Raw genomic sequence first — 17,885 nt, 5'->3', positions numbered from 1 at the left:
TATCATTGTGCTGGCTAGGCAGTTTTCTGTATCCCGACAGGAGACTGCCTGACTGACTGCGGCTCAGCTGCCGGATAAAAGGTCGTTTGCAGCCATAATCCGGTCAGTACCCGCTGTTGATACCAGTCGCCCTGAACCAACCACTGTGCAATTGCATGCGCCACATCCGGATAATGGACTCTCCGCTGCGGCTCAAAGTCGCTTAGAAACTCGTTGATGAGCGTGCTGTTTAATACCGGCTGTGCCATGGCGAGCTGAAGCTGCTGCAGCGCCAGCGCATTGCTGGCCTGTTCTGGCTGGCCCGCCAGCGGCTTTACCAAGATGCGTTTTTGCAATTGTAATGCTTCGCTAATCAATTCAAAACCGGCATTACTGATAATGGCGCTGGCCTGAATTAAATCTCGTTTAAAGCCTTGGACTGAAGCCGGACAGCTCTCCACGTGGGCTAAGTCATGTGTTGGCTTGCCAACTCCATAGAGTCTGAAACGGTATTGTGTTAAAGGCGCCAGCCATCGCAACACGTCTGCAGCAGCTTCAAATGGCAAATAAACCAACACCGGCAGGTCGCTACAGTCAGCTGCGGCACTCTGTGCTACGTCGATAATCGGCGGCAGCACCAGTTGGCCTTGTTGCTGTAAGTGATCAAAATGATGCCAGTGCAGGCCCAGCTTAAGCCGGGCTGGGGCAAAAAAACGCAGAATATTGCGCTGCAGCAGATCCATCCCTACAAGTGGTGTCGGTGCGGTCAGCGCATACTGATGACCGAGCGCTATCAATGGCGTGCCCTGGCGTCTGGCCGCCCAGGCGGTAATGGGTTCGAAATCGGTTAACACCAGATCATAACGACGGGTTTCTAATTGCCTGATGTCCTGCCAGAGTTGGCGGATATCGGCGTGCAGCAGAGTTTGCCAATGGTCCACCCGGCCAGCACTACTGATAAAACTCAGGCCTTTGCGCCATTGAAATGCGCCAAACTGCTGCATATCAAAAAGTTGTGCCGCAGGCCTGCCACTAAATAAAAAATCAATCTGGATATCGAAAGGCGAGAGCGCCTGTTGCAGTGCCCGAGCCCGGCTGATGTGACCGTTACCTGTCGCCTGCACGCCATATAACAGTCGCATCGCGGGACTCCTTCAGTTACCAGACCAGCTCCTTAAAATGCAGCCGGCACATTGAGACATAACGGTCATTGCCGCCGATCTCGACTTGCGAGCCGGCGCGGGCGGCTTTGCCATCGGCGTCGAGCCGGACGACAAAATTGGCTTTGCGACCGCAATGACAGATGGTTTTTAATTCAATCAGTTTGTCAGCCCAGGCCAACAACGCCTGACTGCCGGCAAATGTCTCGCCGATAAAATCGGTGCGAAGACCAAAAGCCAGCACCGGAATGCGCAGTTTATCGACGACATCAGTGAGCTGACGAACCTGGTTTTTGCTCAGAAACTGCGCTTCGTCAATCAGCACACAGTCCAACCGGCCCAGTGAGTCACGCAAGTCTTCACAGCGCGCGACGAAATCCAGGTCCTCATCAAACAGCAAGGCATCCATTGACAGACCAATGCGTGAGCTGACTTTACCGATGCCAAAACGGTCGTCAAAAGCGGCAGTGAAAATTGCCACCTGCATGCCGCGTTCCTGATAGTTGTACGCGCTTTGCAATAAAGCCGTCGATTTGCCGGCATTCATCGCCGAATAATAAAAATACAGCTGCGCCATCAGGCAGACTCCGCGTCAGAAAAAAACGCAGTATACCCAAAGCTGTTGCCTGAACCCAAGATGTGCCTGTTGCGTTGCAGGCAGATGGCAGCGGCATGACATTTTGTCGCAGGCTGGCCGTGACAGGCTGGTTTCAGCCACGCGAATGCTTTAGTCTGACGGCACAGAACTCTGTACTCAGGAATGAACCCATGGATAAGTATCTGGTCCTTATTATGTTTTTGCAGGTCGCGCTAACCAGCGGCATCATGATTTTGATGGGTAGACGGCGCTTTGCTGCCGCCCGCAACCGCGAGTTTCACCTCAATGCCTTTCGCACTATGGATTTGGCCGGCGCTAATGAAAAAGTGATCACGGCCAGTCGTAATTTCGATAATCTATTACAAATGCCGGTGCTGTTTTTCGCCGGTGTACTGGCCGTATTGCAGCAACAACAAGCGGATGTCGTATTTGTGCTGTTAGCCGGTGTTTATGTCGCGCTGCGGCTGCTGCATAGTCTGGTGCATGTCACCAGTAACCAGGTGCGGGTGCGTTTCAACCTGTTTTTATTAAGCTGTGTGGTACTGTGGGCGTTCTGGCTGCGTTTAGTCTGGGTGATTTGGTAACGGGTGATTGATGATGTGGAATTTATCCGGCTACGCACTGCTGGCATTCAGCGCTTTTACCTCCGCCAGCTTATTGCCAGGCAGCTCCGAAATAGTGCTGGCTGCTTTGTGGTATCAAGGCTATGACGTCTGGTTGTTATGGTTGGTGGCAACTTTATCCAATGGTGTCGGTTCGGTTCTAAATTGGTGGTTAGGTTCTCAAGTTACCCGGTTTCAGCATAAACGCTGGTTTCCGGCCAGTCCGGAACAACTGCAGCGGGCGCAGCAGTGGAGCTACAAGTTTGGCCCTTATGCGATTCTATTCAGCTGGTTACCGGTGGTTGGCGACCCGCTGACAGTGGTGGCAGGCATTTTACGCTATCCACTGTGGCAATTTATTCCGCTGGTGCTTATTGCCAAAGGTGCACGCTACGGTGTGTTATTGCTGGCTGCGGATACGCTGTTAAAAGGATTGGTCTGATGCAGACAAGATGCAAAACATGGCAGTTCGCACTGATGTTGCTGGCTTTATTACCTGAATGGGCTTTGGCGGCATCAGTTGAGCCACAGCAAAGCTGGGAAGATATTTCGCAGCAACAGCTGGTGTATCTGCAATTAAGTGACGGCGATAAAAATATCGGCCAGGTTGTGTTACAGCTGTCTGATCCATTCACGCCAAAAACCACTGCACGGTTTCGGCAGCTGGTGCAGGACAGATTCTATGACGGTCTGCCGTTTTACCGGGTGATTGACCAGTTTGTGTTGCAGGCAGGGTTACCGGAAAGCGAAGCGCATCCGGCGAAATTGACCAAGTCTTATCCGCCGTTACCGGCTGAATTCAGCTGGCCAATCCGTCACGCAGATCCATACACCTTGATTCAAAAAGGCGATTTACTGGCGGATGAAACTGGTTTTAATCAGGGATTTGCGGTCGGGCGTGCTAAAGGCCGGGAGTGGCTGATTCATTGTCCGAATCTGGTCAATATGGCGCGGGATTCGAACCCGGCTAGTGCCACCACTGACTTTGCCATGATGCAAGGGCAAGCGCCACGTCATCTGGACCAGAATATGAACGTATTTGCTCGGGTGATTTGGGGCACAGAAGTACTGAATTTAGTACCAAGGGGTGATAAAGCCACCGGCGGGATTTTGGATGCCAAGGCACACCGCGGAGTGATTGTCAGTGCCCGTTTGGGCTCTGAGCTTGCCAAAACAGCGCAATTGCCGCTGCAACAGCAACTGACCCACAGCGCAGATTTTCAGCAAATGCTTCAGCGCCGCCGGGCGCGCTCAGATGAGTTTTATCAGGACAAAGGCAACGGTAAACTGGATATCTGTTATCTCGGTGCGCCGGTGCGGTTAAAAACAGCGCAGTAGCAACGGCGAGATGACAAAGCGCTGGCTGACAGCCTTGCTTTGCGTCATCATGTGATAGCAAAAAATAACAGCAAAGGTAACTCAGTATGGAATACGCATTGTCCGCGGATGATATTCAAAAAGTCACTAAACTCGATGCCGAACAGCGCTACGAGTATTTTATTAATGCAGTGGCCGATCTGGAACAGATCTGGATCCTGACCGACGACGAAGGTTTTGTGCTGGTGACGGCTGAAGATGAACGTTGTATTCCGGTGTGGCCACACGCTGAAGTCGCCAATCTGTGGATTGAAGGCGATTGGGCTAACTGTCAGGCACAGGCGGTGGATATTGCTACCTGGCTGGATAAATGGACTTCGGGCCTCGATGGTGATGAGCTGATGGTGGCGGTGTTCCCACACGCCGACGAACCAGGCATTGTGGTGGAGCCGGGCGAACTGGCCGAAACTCTGCTCGAAGCGACGCAAGAAGAAAACGAGCATTGATCATTTTGTGCGCACGCTATTGATAACAATTCGCAATACCATTACAATGAACTCCGTCACATGGTGCCGGAGTTCATATGTACGTTTGTGTTTGTAAAGCTGTCACCGATAAAACTATCCGCGCGCACGTTGCCGAGGGCATGACCTCGATGCGGGAAATGAAACAATGCCTTGGTGTTGGCAGTCAGTGTGGCAAATGCGTGCAGACCGCACAGGATGTGCTGCAAAAGAGTTTGCAGCAACAACATTCTGCCTTACATATTCCGTGTCAGGTGATTATGCAAAGACCGGCTGCTTAAGCCGGTTTTTTGATTTTATATGCAGTTAAACTGCATTTATATTGATTTGTTCGCAGTTTTTCTGCCGGAACCGAGCAAAAACGGGCATAATAAGCCATTGTTTTGCCACTCTTGAGGTTCCAGATGGTTCAGGTCAACACTCCTATCCGCACCGTCGCTATTGTTGGCGGCACCCATGGCAATGAATTTTCCGGTATTTATCTGGAAAAACGCTACCGCAACCAGCCAGAACTGGTGGCGCGCAGCAGTTTCAGCTGCAAAACCTTATTTGCCAATCCGGAAGCGCATCAGGCGAATAAACGCTATTTGCACAGCGATTTAAACCGGCAGTTTAAAAACGCTGATTTAGCCAATCCGTTGCTGACCAACTATGAACAAAGCCGCGCCAAGGTTATTAATGCCGAGCTCGGCCCCAAAGGCGCAGCGAAAACCGACTTCGTCATTGATTTACACAATACCACCAGCAATATGGGCGCTTGCCTTATTTTGACTCAACCAGGCCGCATTTATAACCTCCTGGCAGGCTATATCCGTTTAAAAATGCCGGACGCGGTGATTTCTCGTGATGAAGACCATTTTGCCGCCGAAGACCACGCGCTGCTCTGTACCGTGGGCACTTATGGCGTCATCGTTGAAGTCGGGCCGCAGCCGCAGTCGGTACTGCGTCAGGACGTGCTGGAACAGATGCATGAGATGACGCAGCATATTCTGGATTTTATCGAGCTGTACAACACCAATGCTTTGCCCGAATTGCCAAAAAAGGTAGAGGCGTTCCGTTACCTGCATTCAATTAAATTACCGTTATCTGCCAATGGCGAGCGCCTCGGCATGGTGCACAAAAATATCCAGGATCGCGACTATCAACCGATAGAACCGGGTGCACCGCTGTTTGCCCTGTTTGATGGCACAGTGCTGAATTACGACGGTACTGAGGTGGTTTATCCAACGTTTATCAATGAAGCGGCGTATTACGACAATAATCTGGCGATGTCGCTGAACGACAAGGTCTGGATTGAGGTGGAGTAAGTCTGAACAAAAAAGGCGCCATTGGCGCCTTATTTGTTTTAAGCGTTACAGCTGCTGATAGCTGGTTTTTTTCTGAATGAGTTCAATCGCATAGTTGTCCGGATCACGCACAAAAGCAATTTCCGTAGTGCCACCTTTAACCGGGCCGGGTTCCCGGCTAATCACGCCGCCGCGGGCACGAATTAAATCACAGGCGGTATAGACGTTGTCGACTTCCAGCGCGATATGACCAAAAGCATTGCCGTTGTCGTAGCTGGTCACGCCGTAGTTATAAGTCAGTTCTAACACGGCGCCACTGGCTTCATCGCCATAACCGACAAAAGCCAGTGTGTACTGATACTCCGGATTGTCTGAGGTACGCAGCAAAGACATGCCCAGCACCTCAGTGTAAAAGCTGATGGAGCGCTGCAGGTCACCGACCCGCAGCATAGTGTGCAGTATGCGCATTTGATATTCCTATTCGGTTTTCTGTTAAAATTCGCAAAGGTCTTCAACCAGACAGCAGCCGCATTTGGGCTTGCGCGCCGCGCAGAACATGCGTATTTAGGGTAAATGCTGGCGCGCCGACATTCGCTGTAACCCGGTGGATTTTAACATAGGTTCTCGCCGGAGTTACCGATTGAAGAGACTGGACTACTGCTTTTCGGCTTGAGCATCTGGTTTCTGCAGACCCGCAGAATTTCATCCGCCAACGCCGAGTCATCCGGGCAGGAGCGTGACAACACCAAAGCACCGACCGCCTGTGCCATCGCCACTATGCTGTTGGCCCGGGCATCGTGCTGCTCAGCTGGGCTGAAGCCAGTGTCTTTGTCGGCAAAAGTCGCGAGCTGACGCTCAATACCTTCGGCAAAAGTCTGTTTAATCAGATCAGACTGACGGCCCGCATCTGCGCACAATGCTGCCATAGTACAGCCCTGACCCGGTGTATCGCGATGTTCACGTGACAGATAACGCTGGATAAAGTCGTTGATGTCTACTTCCGCAGTTTGTGCTGTTGATTTGGCAAAACTGCAGGCTGCAGCTTCCGCCATCAGGTCCGCTTTAGAGCCAAAGTGTTTGTAAAAACCGCCATGGGTAAAGCCGGCAGCCGCCATCAATTCTGCAACACCTACACCGTCGTAACCGCGTTCGCGGAACAACTCTGAGGCAGTTTCAACAATACGCTCACGGTTTTCCCGCACCTGCGCCTTTGTCACTTTCATAGCCTTTTTACCTCTTGCAACAGATGGCCGCAGTATACTTTGATTATGGTCATAATCAAAGTGTTTGGCAATATAGATTATGATCGTCATCATAACTGCATTCAAAGCGCACATGCAGCTGTTAGATATGCAACAAGCAGCAACAACGGCGCGCTTTACCACCGTTCAATCAATCACTATTGGCAGGAATGTTTATGAAGACTATTCAACGCGTCGCACTGGTCACTGGTGCATCTTCCGGGATCGGTGAAGCATCGGCGAAAAGCCTGCTGGCCGCAGGTTACAAAGTCTATGGCACCAGCCGGCGTGGCAGCAAAGCGGGCGAGGGATTGTTCCCGATGCTGGCGCTGGATGTGACCGACGATGCCTCTGTCGAGGCTGCGGTGCATGAATTGATCCAGCGCGAAGGCCGCATCGATCTGCTGGTCAATAACGCTGGTTTTGGTGTAGCGCCGGCCGGGGCTGAAGAAAGCTCGTTGCAGCAGGCGCAAAGTATTTTTGATACCAATTTTTTTGGCATAGTCCGGATGACCCGCGCCGTGGTGCCGCATATGCGCCGTCAGGGCAGTGGCCGGATCATCAATATCGGTTCGATTATTGGCCTGGTGCCGATGCCTTATGTGGCGCTGTATGCCGCCAGTAAGCATGCTGTGGAGGGCTATTCGGAAGCACTGGACCACGAATTGCGCACGCGTGGTATTCGGGTGTCGGTGATTGAACCGGCCTTTACCAAAACTCAGTTTGATGCCAATAACGTCCAGCCTGATGCCAAGCTGCCGGAATATGACCAGATCCGCGCCAAGCTGGTGAAAGTCGTGGCAGCAACGATGGAAGGTGGCGATAGCCCGGAGGTGGTAGCTGAAGTCGTGGTGGAAGCGGCGCTGGCCGACAAGCCAAAACGGCGTTATACCGCCGGCAAAGCGGCTGGTCAGCTCAGGTTTTTACGTCGTTTTGCACCAACTTCGGTGCTGGATAAAGGCTTGCGGAAAAGTCTGCAGCTGGATACCGGTGAGCACAGCTGATGACATTCCGGCGTCTGGCACTGCTCAGCGCAGTGTTGTTTTTTGCGTTAAGCGCGACGTGGATGTGCGCCCCTGAGCTGATGCTCACACAGTGGGGAGTGCCGTACACCGACAGCGCCGGCTTCGTCAGTCGCCGTGCCGCCGCTTTTTATGCCGGCATGGCGCTGATGCTGTTGCTGGCCCGCAAGGCCGAGGCTTCCGGCGCCCGCGTTGCGCTCTCCAGCGGCATCAGTCTGACCTGTCTCATGCTGGCTACGCTCGGCATTGTTGAATGGCAGTCAGGCGCCGCGACAGCAGACATTCTGGTTGCTGTTGTGCTGGAAGCTGTTTTAGCTGTGGCGTTTTTACTCAGTAACAAATCGAAATAAGCCATGACCAGCGTCACTCTTACTCAGGGGTATCAATAAATGACCAAACAAAATATGCAGGCGCTCACCTTTAAACGCTATGGCAAATCGCCGGATGTCGGATTTCGTGCCGTGCCCCGACCGACCGAACTCAAGGCCGATGAGCTGCTGGTACAAGTGCACGCTGTGGGCCTGAATCCAATTGATAATATGATCCCGACCGGCATGTTTAAACCTGTGCTGCAATTCCAGTTACCGGCAACCATAGGCAGCGATTTGGCCGGGGTTGTGATTCAGGTCGGCAGTCAGGTAACCCGCTTTAAAGTCGGCGATGCGATATTCGCCAGCATTTTCGACACGGGCAAAGGCGCGCTGGCTGAATTTGCCGTGGTCGCAGAAAGCGCGGCAGCGCTGAAACCAGCCAGGCTGGATTTTGTCGAGGCCGCTTCGATCCCGATGGTCGGCCTGACTTCATGGCAGGCACTGAAAGAACGCGCTGACATTCAGAGCGGGCAAAAAGTGTTTATCCCTGCAGGTTCCGGCGGGATCGGTACTTTTGCCATTCAGTTGGCGAAGTATTTTGGTGCGACAGTAGCGACCACCACCAGCAGCAAAAATCTGGCTCTGGTCAAGAGCCTGGGCGCTGATCAGGTGGTTGACTACACCCGAGAAGAATTCGACAAAGTATTAAAGGGGTACGATCTGGTGTTGGGTACTGTCAGGGGGGATGCCATTGAGAAGTCTGTTGGCATTCTCAAACCCGGCAGCAAAATCGTGTCGCTGGTAGGGCCATTGGATAAAGCATTTGCCGAGGCGCGGCGGCTCAACTTTTTATTAAAATTTGTCTTTGGTCTGATGAGCCGGAAAATCATCGCGCTATCAAAAAAACGCTTTGTCAGCTATTCGTTTTTGTTTGTGCGACCGGATGGCGAACAGCTCAGTGAGATCAGCACACTACTTGAAACTGAACAGATTAAACCGGTGATCGACAAAGTGTATTCCTTTGCGCAAGCCAAAGAAGCTCTCGACTATCTGGCGCAAGGCCGGGCGAAAGGCAAAGTGGTGGTGAAAATCGTCTGATGGCCTGGCCGGTGTGTGCTGTGAACGCAGGTCAGCGGTAAAAAAGCGCCGACCTGCCTATTCGGTTTTCTGCTTAAACTCACAAAGGTCTTCCACCAGACAGCTGCCGCATTTGGGTTTGCGCGCCACACAGGTGTAGCGGCCATGCAAAATCAGCCAGTGATGTACGTCGACTTTAAATTCGGCCGGCACTACTTTGAGCAGTTTCGCTTCTACCTCATCGACGTTTTTCCCCGGCGCAAAGTTCATCCGGTTACTGACACGGAAAATATGCGTATCCACGGCGATAGTGGGCCAACCAAAGGCGGTATTGAGCACCACATTGGCGGTTTTGCGGCCCACACCGGGCAGGGCTTCCAGCGCTTCGCGGTTTTCCGGCACCTGTCCGCCGTGCTTTTCCTGCAATATCTGACAGGTTTTGATGACGTTTTCGGCTTTGGTATTAAACAGGCCGATGGTTTTAATGTACTGTTTTACCCCTTCAACACCAAGCGCCAGCATTGCGGCCGGCGTAGGGGCTGCAGCAAACAGGCCTTTGGTGGCTTTATTGACGCTGACGTCAGTGGCCTGTGCTGACAGCAGCACGGCAATCAACAGTTCAAACGGGCTGCTGAACTCCAGTTCAGTTTCCGGCTTGGGATTGGCCGCGCGCCAGCGGCTTAACATTTCAATGCGTTTTTCTTTGTTCATCCGCTATGTTCGCTTAGCTGCTGCTGACCTGAGTGACACGGGCGCGCTGGATGCTGGTTTTTTGCACCTGACTGGCTTTGCGCCGCGCTTCAATGGCGTTTTTCGCGGCGATAAGACATCCCAGTACCAGGAAAGCACCTGGCGGCAGGATCGCCAGCAAGAAGTGGCTGTCAGCCTGATAGAGTTCGATTCTGAGTACAGTCGCCCAGGAACCAAACAACAAATCGGCGCCGTCAAACAAAGTGCCCTGTCCGAGAATTTCACGAATAGCGCCTAAAGTCGCCAGCACAGCACAAAAGCCTGTACCCATCATCAGACCATCAAAAATCGACGGCAACACGGCATTTTTGGAAGCAAAAGCTTCGGCCCGGCCTATGACGATGCAGTTGGTGACTATCAATGGAATAAAAATGCCCAGCGACTGATACAGCGCAAAAGTATAAGCATGCATCAGCAATTCGATGGCGGTGACGACAGAAGCGATGATCATCACAAACACCGGGATGCGGATTTCGTTCGGAATATGTTGGCGGAACAGACTGATCACGCCGTTGGTCGCAGCCAGCACCAGCATAGTGGCAAAGCCAAGCCCCAGCGCATTGGTCAGCGACGAGCTGGTCGCCAGCAGCGGGCACAGGCCTAGTAACTGCACCAACCCTGGGTTATTTTTCCACAGGCCGTTACGGATAATCTCTTGATATTGTTGCATATCCACCTCAGGCTGCAGGACAGCCAGCAGTTTGGGTTGCCAGTTCCGGATGCGCTTTGATATACAGGGCAGCACGTTTAACCGCACCGACTACAGCACGCGGCGTGATAGTGGCGCCGGTGAACTGATCGAATTCACCGCCGTCTTTCTTCACTGCAAATCGTTTGTCGTCGGCTGATTCCACTTGTTTGCCGGCGAAGCTTAAAATCCACGGGTGGCGTTTGACTTCAATTTTATCGCCAAGGCCTGGTGTTTCTTTGTGCGCAATAGTGCGCACGCCAAGCACAGTGCCGTCAGCACGGATGGCTGCGAGCAGCTGAATGTCGCCGCTGTAACCGTCTGGCGCGACTGTTTCGCTGACATAAACCTGCTGGTCATCGACCATTGTGCGGTATAGCCGGCTTGGCGCAACACCAAATGCTTCCGGTGCGCTGATAGCCAGACAATGCTCCAGTAAAGCATCGTCCTGATGATTCGGTGGCAATACTTCTTTCAGTACTTTCAGTTTTTGTGCCTGCGCCTGCTGGGCAATAGTTGCGGCGGTCAGCTGATTCACCCCGGCGATCACTGCGACACAAGCCACAGCAGCGACGCCCAGCAACAAGGCATTTTTACTGACAAACTTCAGCATAAGTTAGATCCCCGGCCTGTGGCCATAGGCCCGTGGTTTGGTATAGGCATCAATCAAAGGCACCGATAAATTCGCCAGCATCACGGCAAAAGCCCAGCCGTCCGGATAACCACCAAAACTGCGGATCACAAACACCAGCGCACCAATCAAAGCGCCATAAATTAACCGGCCTTTGGTGGTCGTAGATGCTGACACCGGATCTGTGGCGATAAAAAATGCCGCCAGCATAGTGCCGCCACTGAACAGGTGAAACAGCGGACTGGCAAAACGGTCGCTGTCTGCAAGCCAGGCCAGCAGCGATAACAGCGTCAATGAACCGAGCAAAGCCACCGGAATACGCCACTGGATCACTCTGCGTTGTAACAGGAATAAACCACCGAGCAAAAAGCCGAGGTTAATCCAGCTCCAGCCAAGACCGGCATAGCTATCAAATACTGGTTGTTGCAGTGATTCGGTGACGGTTTTGCCGGCGGTTAAATCGTTGCGCAGTGTATCCAGCGCCGTCGCCATGGTTTTACCGTCGACATCTGCTTTGATTTGCGCTACCGAAAAGCCCTGACAACTATAACCGCTAAACACCAGGCAAATCGGGTCGGCGCCAGTCACGGCATGGTGTTGCAGTTGGGTCGGGGGCAACCAGCTGGTCATTTGTTGCGGATATGAAATCAGCAAAAGCACATATGCGGCCATCGCCGGGTTAAATAAATTATGCCCGAGGCCACCGTACAGTTGCTTCACCACCACAATGGCAAACGCAGTGCCCAGCACTACAATCCACCAGGGCGCGACGGCCGGAATCGCGATGGCTAATAACAGGCCTGTCACCAGCGCGCTATGATCTTTTAGCCGCACCAGCACCGGTTTACCGCGCAGTTTTAGCATGGCTGCTTCGCTGGCCCAGGCGGTCAGCATTGCCAGCACAATTTGGATAAGCACGGCGTAACCAAAAAAATACAGCTGAGCCGCGATACCGGGAAGGGCTGCCAGCGCCACAGTGCGCATCAACGCCGGCGTTTGTGCCAGCGAGTGGTGATGCGGGGAAGAGGCAATACGAAAACTCATGACGGCTGCTCCGGCTCGGTCGGTTTAGACTGTTGTTTTGCTTTGGCCCGCGCTATAGCGGCAGCTATGGCGGCTTTTTTCGCTGCAGCCGGGTCCGGCGCCGTTGTATCAGGCGTTGCTTCAGGTACTGCAACTTCTGGTGCCGACTCGACTGGCGCAGTCTGGTCAGGATTTGTCTGGTCTGGTGCTGATGTGTCTGTTGCTGCCGCCTGTTCGGCCAGCTTTTTCGCTTTGGCGCGGGCAATGGCTGCAGCGACGGCTGCTTTACGCGGGTCGGTATCAGACTCAGGCTGCGCTGCGGGAGCTACTGGCGCTGACTCTGCCGGCGTCGGCTCAGGCGAGGCTGTTTCAGCCTGTTTTTTCGCTTTGGCGCGGGCAATAGCCGCAGCGACTGCAGCTTTACGCGGGTCGGTTTCAGCGTCTGGCTGCGCAGCTGTGGTGGCAGGAGCCGCTTCTGCTGGCGCAGAATCTGCCGGCGTCGGCTCATGCGCGACTGCATCGGCCTGCTTTTTTGCTTTAGCGCGGGCAATTGCAGCGGCGACCGCTGCAGCACGTGGATCTGCGGCAGGCGTTTCTGCAGTCGCTGCCGGAGAGCCTTCTGCCTGTTCAGCTTTCGCTGCCTGATAAGCACGGGCTTCGGCCTTTTTGCGCTCACGTTCGGCAATGATTTGTTCTTTGCTAAGCGTCTCTTGCGGCTGTTGTTCCTGGCGCTGTTGCGCGGCCAGGATCTGTTGTTTTTGCTGTTCGGCTAACATCGATTGCCGCTGTGCAGCCAGCGCCTGATTGCGTTCTGCGCGTTGCTGTTTGTCGCGCTCCAGCCGCTCTTTACGGGCTTCAAAACGGGCTTTGGCCTGTTCGGCTTTTAATTCTTCCCGCGCCAGCTCACGGATCTCGGCTTTGGCCACCCGGTAATACTGCACCAGCGGAATTTCGCTTGGGCAAACATAAGCACAGGCGCCGCATTCAATACAGTCGGCCAGATTGTGGGCTTTGAGCTGGTCATAATCTTTGGCTTTGGCGTACCACACCAGCTGCTGTGGCAATAACACCGCCGGGCACACTTCAGCACAGGCACCACAGCGGATGCAATCCATTTCAGGTCCTGCAGCCGGCAATTCATGCCGGGTTGGCGCAATAATACAGTTGGTGGTTTTCACCAGTGGGATTTGCAGCGTTGGTAGGGTGAAACCCATCATCGGGCCCCCCATGATCACCCGTTGCTGTGGCTCCGGCGCAAAACCACAAGCATCCAATAAAGCGCCAACCGGCGTACCGATCAGGGCGCGGATATTCTGGCTGTGCTGTAACGTTTGGCCGACCACAGTGACAATCCGTGAAATCAGCGGAATATCTTCTTCGACCGCCTGGGCAATGGCAAACACAGTGCCGACGTTTTGCATCACGATGCCGATATCGAGCGGCCGCCGGCCATTGGGCACTTCTTTACTGGTCAGCAGTTTAATCAGCTGCTTTTCACCACCGGACGGGTATTTGGCCGGCACCACACGCACCAGATAATCGGCTTTGCCGGCACAGGCCTGTTGCATGGCGGTGATAGCCAGCGGTTTATCATCTTCAATACCGATGAGAACTGCCTTGGGATTCAATAACTTACACAGAATATCAATGCCACGCACGATAGTGCTGGCTTCATGCTGCATCAGCACATCGTCGGCAGTGATATATGGCTCACACTCCACTGCGTTGATGATGAGGTAATCCACCCCAGTGCTGGCGCCGGATTTAATATGGGTGGGGAAACCGGCGCCGCCCATGCCGGCGATGCCAGCCTGCTGGATACGCGCCAGCAGATGCGGGCGTTCGGTGTGCAGATAATCCAGCGCATGGCGTGGCCGCCATTGTTCCAGACCATCCGGTTCTAACACCAGCGTTGGCTCAGGCAAGGCTGAAGGGTGTGCTGATGGATAGGCTTCAATTGAAAGCACTTTGCCAGATGTTGGCGCATGCACCGGAATCGCCATGGCATTGTCTGCGGCAGTTAACGCCTGGCCTTTGAGTACGGTATCACCGGCTTTGACCAGCAGTTTGCCAGCAACACCAATATGCTGGCGCAGTGGGATATACAAACGTTCTGGTAGTGAAATCTGACCGATGGCCACCTGACTGGTCAGTTTTTTCCGCGCCGGTGGATGGATGCCGCCGTGAAAATCCCACAACTGACCGGATTTAATCTGTTGAAACAATGAAGGCACTTAATTGCTCTCCACAATAGTGACCGGAATAGCCTGCAAATCCCATTTCCAGCGTTCAGTTGTGACCGCAATCGGCACCATATCAATACAATTGACCGGGCAGGGCTCGACGCATAAATCGCAGCCGGTACATTCGTTACTAATCACCGTGTGCATTTGTTTAGACGCCCCTACGATGGCGTCGACCGGGCAGGCCTGAATACATTTGGTGCAACCGATACAGTCATCTTCGCGGATAAAAGCCACGCGTTTGACGGCCGGGGTTTGTGCGCTATCGAGCGCCGGTGCGCTGACACCCAATAAATCGGCCAGCTTTTTGATGGCGGCGTCGCCACCGGGCGGGCATTTATTAATGGCATCGCCATTGGCAATGGCTTCGGCATAAGGTCGGCAGCCCGGGTAACCACACTGACCACATTGGGTTTGCGGCAGAATGTCGTCAATCTGGTCGACCAGCGGGTCGGCTTCAACTTTAAAGCGCAGCGCGGCATAACCTAAAATGGCACCGAAGATTAAGGCCAGCGCGCCAAGCGCGAGCAGGGCAGTGAGCATAGACATATCAGGATTTCACCAGGCCGGTAAAGCCCATAAAAGCTAACGACATCAGGCCTGCTGTCACCAGACCAATAGCGGCGCCGCGAAACGGCACAGGTACATCTGCGGCTGCCAGGCGTTCACGCATCGCTGCGAATAACACCAGCACCAGGCTAAAACCTACTGATGCACCAAAGCCATAAACCACCGACTGAAACAGACCATGGCTGGCTTTGATATTCAACAAAGCCACACCAAGCACGGCGCAGTTGGTGGTGATCAGCGGCAGAAAAATCCCTAATACGCGATACAGTGCCGGACTGGTTTTGTGCACCACCATTTCAGTAAATTGCACGACCACCGCAATCACCAGAATAAAAGTCAGGGTGCGTAAATACGCCAAATCCAGTGGCTGCAGAATGTAGCGGTCCACCAGATAGCTGCAAAGTGAGGCCAACGTCAGCACAAAAGTAGTGGCCAGACACATGCCCAGTGCGGAATCGAGTTTGTTGGAGACGCCCATAAAAGGGCAGAGGCCCAGGAATTTCACCAGGACAAAGTTATTCACCAGAATGGTGCTGATCAGAAGTAAGAAAAATTCAGTCATGCTGTGGTCTCACTGCGCTGTGATAGCAGTTTTCAGCAGTCAAAGCCTGTGGCGAGCAGGAGTAGACTGTGCCCTGAGCGTCAGGGGGCGCTATTATGCTCGGTTGTGGCGATGCAAACAACCGTAACTATATTGTGGCTATTGCTGCATTAAATCGGTTGCGGTTTACCGATGTAATAACCCTGAGTGCCGTCGATAAACAGCGACTCCAGCATTTGCTTCTCTTCCTGTGTTTCCACGCTTTCGGCAAACACACCGACTCCGATGCGGTGTGCCAGATCCACCATTAAGCGGATGAAATATTGGTTATTTTTGTCATCATCAATATGGCGGGTATAGCTACCATCCATTTTGATAAAGTCTGGTTTGATGTCGCGGAAAAATTTAAACGACGTCATGCCGGTACCAAATTTTTCCACCGTCAGACGGGCGCCATTACGGTGCAGCATATCGATAAAACGTTTACTGGTTTTCAGGTTCTGCTGCATGCCGTATTCACTGACTTCAAACACCAGCCGGCTGGCAATAGTGGCGTCTTTTAACAACCGCCGTTCCAGCCAAATCAGGAAGTGGTCATCATGAATACAGCGCGATGACAGATTCAGACCAAAATACTGATCATGCAGGTTTTTGTTTTTAATAGTGCTGAGCGCGGTTTCAACAATCAGTCGGTCCACTTCAATAATTTTATCGAGCTTTTCTGCCATAGCGAGGAAAGACGCGGTCGGTAACAGCTGATCTTCTTCGCTGTAAAACCGCACCAGCACTTCAGAATAGGTTTTTGCGGTGCGGGATGCCGGTTGAATGAGCTGAACCAGCAGGTTAATTTTGTTATTTTCCAGCACGTCATCAATGACATGCCGCCAGTTTTGGTTGCCAAAACCGAGTGCGCTCTGTTCAGCTGAGCCGTCGTCTTTCACCAGATGCCAGCCGTTACTCTGCCGGGTTTGCGCCAGGCTAATTGCAGTATCGGCGATGGCCAACAGCTCACCCAGTACTTTGCCGGTGGCGTAGTTAACCATACCGGTGTAGGCAACAGAGTCCAACTCGGCTAGTTTTTGATATTCGCTGAGGCGGCTTTGTAACTGGGCGCCGAAGTTCTCCGCTTCTTTGGCAGTGATACGCGGCAGAATGATGCCGAAGTCTGAACTATTCAGGCGAAACACTTTGAAGTCGCGGTAGCCGGCTACAGCGCGCTGAATAAGCTCACTGACGGCAATCACGTATTTATCACCTTCATGGTAGCCGCGGCTTTGATTAATGTTTTGCAGTTCAGTGCAGCGGGTGATGGCAAAAATACCGAAATCAACGTGTTTAGTATCGCGTAGCGTTTCTTCATAAAACTGGACAAAACGATTGCGGTTCGGCAGGCCGGTCACAGTGTCTTTTGCTGCATCTTCGGTGAGCTGCTGCGCAGACTTTAATAATTCTGCCTGGCGTTTTTGGTGGAAATCCGCAACTTTTAACAAAGTCAGGCGGGTTTGTTCAAAAGTATCTGGCAGATGGATGTCCGGGGCCGAGTCTTGCGCGGCGTTGACAATTTGGTCCAGAGCGCCAGCAATCTGGCGTGACATTTGTTTCTGTTCTAATTTCTGCCGGATTGGCACGATGAGCAATGGCAACACCACTAAAATCAACGGCAACAACAATGTCATCCAGAACTGCGTGACAAACTGGCTGTCAAGTTCATCCAGATTGGGTTTAAAGGTAAGAGAGAGTTGATTATCAGGACTGCTGAGTTGGTTGATGCTACGGTCGTAACCAAAACTGGACTGCAACTGTTCCGCTGCTGAGTGAACTGATGTGGCGGTGTTGTGCTCGTGGATAATTTTACCGTTTGCAGTCTTCAGCTGAAGCTGCTGTGGATTCAGACTTTGCCGAATTTGTTGCACCAAATTCTGATAGTCGTCGCCAGAGAACTGACTCACCATCTGTTTGATCACCTGCTGGTGCAATCCGGTGACTTGTTCAATAGAGCGATGTGCACTTTGTAACAAGTTGGTGACCAACACCATCATTAACAACAGAGCACCAACAAGTTGCAGAAGCCAAAATACCCGAAGATTTTTCATCATTAATTGTCTTAGTTCGCTGAATATGCCATTAGACCAGCTGTGATGGCATGTTGCTACGGATAACCCTAATTAAAACAAAAAATTGCCTGAAAATAAATGGCAGGTAGCGGAATGGCAACATCCGTAATGGAATGTATGGGAAAATGTGTGGCTCCCCAGGTTGGACTCGAACCAACGACCTACGGATTAACAGTCCGCCGCTCTAACCGGCTGAGCTACTAGGGAA

At 52.7% G+C, this 17,885-nt stretch carries 21 protein-coding genes and 1 tRNA gene; 9 read left to right on the top strand and 13 right to left on the bottom strand.

Annotation, left to right across the window (positions count from 1 at the left end):
- Positions 1-14: 14 nt before the first annotated feature.
- Complete coding sequence (locus Q399_RS0118575) at positions 15-1,121, bottom strand: MJ1255/VC2487 family glycosyltransferase (protein ID WP_084164511.1); 1,107 nt, start codon at positions 1,119-1,121, stop codon at positions 15-17.
- A gap of 16 nt (positions 1,122-1,137) precedes the next feature.
- Entirely contained in the window at positions 1,138-1,716 is a 579-nt protein-coding gene (locus Q399_RS0118570) for a thymidine kinase (protein ID WP_031571190.1), read from the bottom strand.
- Between the two features lie 191 nt (positions 1,717-1,907).
- Between Q399_RS0118570 and Q399_RS0118565 the strand changes: the two genes are divergently transcribed.
- The 6 genes from Q399_RS0118565 (at position 1,908) to Q399_RS0118535 (ending at position 5,487) form a co-directional block, all read left to right on the top strand.
- Positions 1,908-2,321: an MAPEG family protein gene (locus tag Q399_RS0118565; protein WP_031571188.1), complete on the top strand. Its 414-nt coding sequence runs from the start codon at positions 1,908-1,910 to the stop codon at positions 2,319-2,321.
- 10 nt (positions 2,322-2,331) lie between these two features.
- Positions 2,332-2,781 carry a YqaA family protein gene (locus tag Q399_RS0118560; protein ID WP_340139698.1) on the top strand — a complete coding sequence of 150 codons (450 nt, stop codon included), beginning with the start codon at positions 2,332-2,334 and terminating at the stop codon, positions 2,779-2,781.
- Entirely contained in the window at positions 2,781-3,677 is an 897-nt protein-coding gene (locus Q399_RS0118555) for a peptidylprolyl isomerase (protein ID WP_031571183.1), read from the top strand. Before Q399_RS0118560 ends, Q399_RS0118555 begins: the two co-directional genes overlap by 1 nt.
- Before the next feature lie 86 nt (positions 3,678-3,763).
- Positions 3,764-4,162: a DUF2750 domain-containing protein gene (locus Q399_RS0118550; protein WP_031571181.1), complete on the top strand. Its 399-nt coding sequence runs from the start codon at positions 3,764-3,766 to the stop codon at positions 4,160-4,162.
- 77 nt (positions 4,163-4,239) lie between these two features.
- Entirely contained in the window at positions 4,240-4,461 is a 222-nt protein-coding gene (locus tag Q399_RS0118545; protein WP_031571178.1) for a (2Fe-2S)-binding protein, read from the top strand.
- A gap of 123 nt (positions 4,462-4,584) precedes the next feature.
- Complete coding sequence (locus Q399_RS0118535; RefSeq protein WP_031571176.1) at positions 4,585-5,487, top strand: aspartoacylase; 903 nt, start codon at positions 4,585-4,587, stop codon at positions 5,485-5,487.
- Between the two features lie 45 nt (positions 5,488-5,532).
- Here Q399_RS0118535 and gloA read toward each other — a convergent pair whose 3' ends face one another.
- The gene (gloA, locus tag Q399_RS0118530; protein WP_031571174.1) at positions 5,533-5,934 is read right to left on the bottom strand and encodes a lactoylglutathione lyase; all 402 of its coding nucleotides are present in this window, start codon (positions 5,932-5,934) and stop codon (positions 5,533-5,535) included.
- 143 nt (positions 5,935-6,077) lie between these two features.
- The gene (locus Q399_RS0118525) at positions 6,078-6,689 is read right to left on the bottom strand and encodes a TetR/AcrR family transcriptional regulator (RefSeq protein WP_037046734.1); all 612 of its coding nucleotides are present in this window, start codon (positions 6,687-6,689) and stop codon (positions 6,078-6,080) included.
- 194 nt (positions 6,690-6,883) lie between these two features.
- On the opposite strand from Q399_RS0118525, the gene Q399_RS0118520 reads away from it, so the two are divergent.
- The 3 genes from Q399_RS0118520 to Q399_RS0118510 are packed head-to-tail and all read left to right on the top strand — an operon-like array spanning position 6,884 to position 9,138.
- Positions 6,884-7,711, top strand: a complete 828-nt coding sequence (locus Q399_RS0118520) for an oxidoreductase (protein ID WP_031571169.1) — start codon at positions 6,884-6,886, stop codon at positions 7,709-7,711.
- Positions 7,711-8,079, top strand: coding sequence for a hypothetical protein (locus Q399_RS0118515; protein ID WP_031571167.1), 369 nt, complete (start codon positions 7,711-7,713; stop codon positions 8,077-8,079). Before Q399_RS0118520 ends, Q399_RS0118515 begins: the two co-directional genes overlap by 1 nt.
- A gap of 39 nt (positions 8,080-8,118) precedes the next feature.
- The gene (locus tag Q399_RS0118510) at positions 8,119-9,138 is read left to right on the top strand and encodes an NADP-dependent oxidoreductase (protein ID WP_211253401.1); all 1,020 of its coding nucleotides are present in this window, start codon (positions 8,119-8,121) and stop codon (positions 9,136-9,138) included.
- A 57-nt stretch (positions 9,139-9,195) separates the two neighbouring features.
- Here the strand turns inward: Q399_RS0118510 and nth are convergent, their stop codons facing one another.
- The 9 genes from nth to Q399_RS0118465 form a co-directional block, all read right to left on the bottom strand.
- On the bottom strand, positions 9,196-9,828 hold the full coding sequence (gene nth, locus Q399_RS0118505; RefSeq protein WP_031571160.1) for an endonuclease III: 633 nt from the start codon (positions 9,826-9,828) through the stop codon (positions 9,196-9,198).
- Positions 9,829-9,841: 13 nt separating this feature from the next.
- Positions 9,842-10,537 carry an electron transport complex subunit E gene (locus Q399_RS0118500; protein ID WP_031571158.1) on the bottom strand — a complete coding sequence of 232 codons (696 nt, stop codon included), beginning with the start codon at positions 10,535-10,537 and terminating at the stop codon, positions 9,842-9,844.
- A 7-nt stretch (positions 10,538-10,544) separates the two neighbouring features.
- Positions 10,545-11,168: an electron transport complex subunit RsxG gene (rsxG, locus tag Q399_RS0118495; RefSeq protein WP_031571154.1), complete on the bottom strand. Its 624-nt coding sequence runs from the start codon at positions 11,166-11,168 to the stop codon at positions 10,545-10,547.
- A gap of 3 nt (positions 11,169-11,171) precedes the next feature.
- Positions 11,172-12,230, bottom strand: a complete 1,059-nt coding sequence (rsxD, locus tag Q399_RS0118490; RefSeq protein ID WP_031571152.1) for an electron transport complex subunit RsxD — start codon at positions 12,228-12,230, stop codon at positions 11,172-11,174.
- Positions 12,227-14,443, bottom strand: coding sequence for an electron transport complex subunit RsxC (gene rsxC / locus Q399_RS0118485; protein WP_031571148.1), 2,217 nt, complete (start codon positions 14,441-14,443; stop codon positions 12,227-12,229). Before rsxC ends, rsxD begins: the two co-directional genes overlap by 4 nt.
- The gene (gene rsxB, locus Q399_RS0118480; RefSeq protein ID WP_031571146.1) at positions 14,444-15,001 is read right to left on the bottom strand and encodes an electron transport complex subunit RsxB; all 558 of its coding nucleotides are present in this window, start codon (positions 14,999-15,001) and stop codon (positions 14,444-14,446) included.
- Position 15,002: 1 nt separating this feature from the next.
- Positions 15,003-15,584 carry an electron transport complex subunit RsxA gene (gene rsxA, locus Q399_RS0118475; RefSeq protein WP_031571143.1) on the bottom strand — a complete coding sequence of 194 codons (582 nt, stop codon included), beginning with the start codon at positions 15,582-15,584 and terminating at the stop codon, positions 15,003-15,005.
- A 149-nt stretch (positions 15,585-15,733) separates the two neighbouring features.
- Positions 15,734-17,659 carry an EAL domain-containing protein gene (locus Q399_RS0118470; protein WP_245612930.1) on the bottom strand — a complete coding sequence of 642 codons (1,926 nt, stop codon included), beginning with the start codon at positions 17,657-17,659 and terminating at the stop codon, positions 15,734-15,736.
- Between the two features lie 148 nt (positions 17,660-17,807).
- Positions 17,808-17,884, bottom strand: a tRNA-Asn gene (locus Q399_RS0118465).
- Position 17,885 lies beyond the last annotated feature (1 nt).

Origin of the sequence: Rheinheimera texasensis DSM 17496, assembly GCF_000711985.1 — a bacterium.
Lineage (GTDB): Bacteria > Pseudomonadota > Gammaproteobacteria > Enterobacterales > Alteromonadaceae > Pararheinheimera > Pararheinheimera texasensis.
The sequence above is the reverse complement of the archived record's forward strand: the minus strand, read 5'-3'. Positions and strand labels throughout refer to the sequence as shown.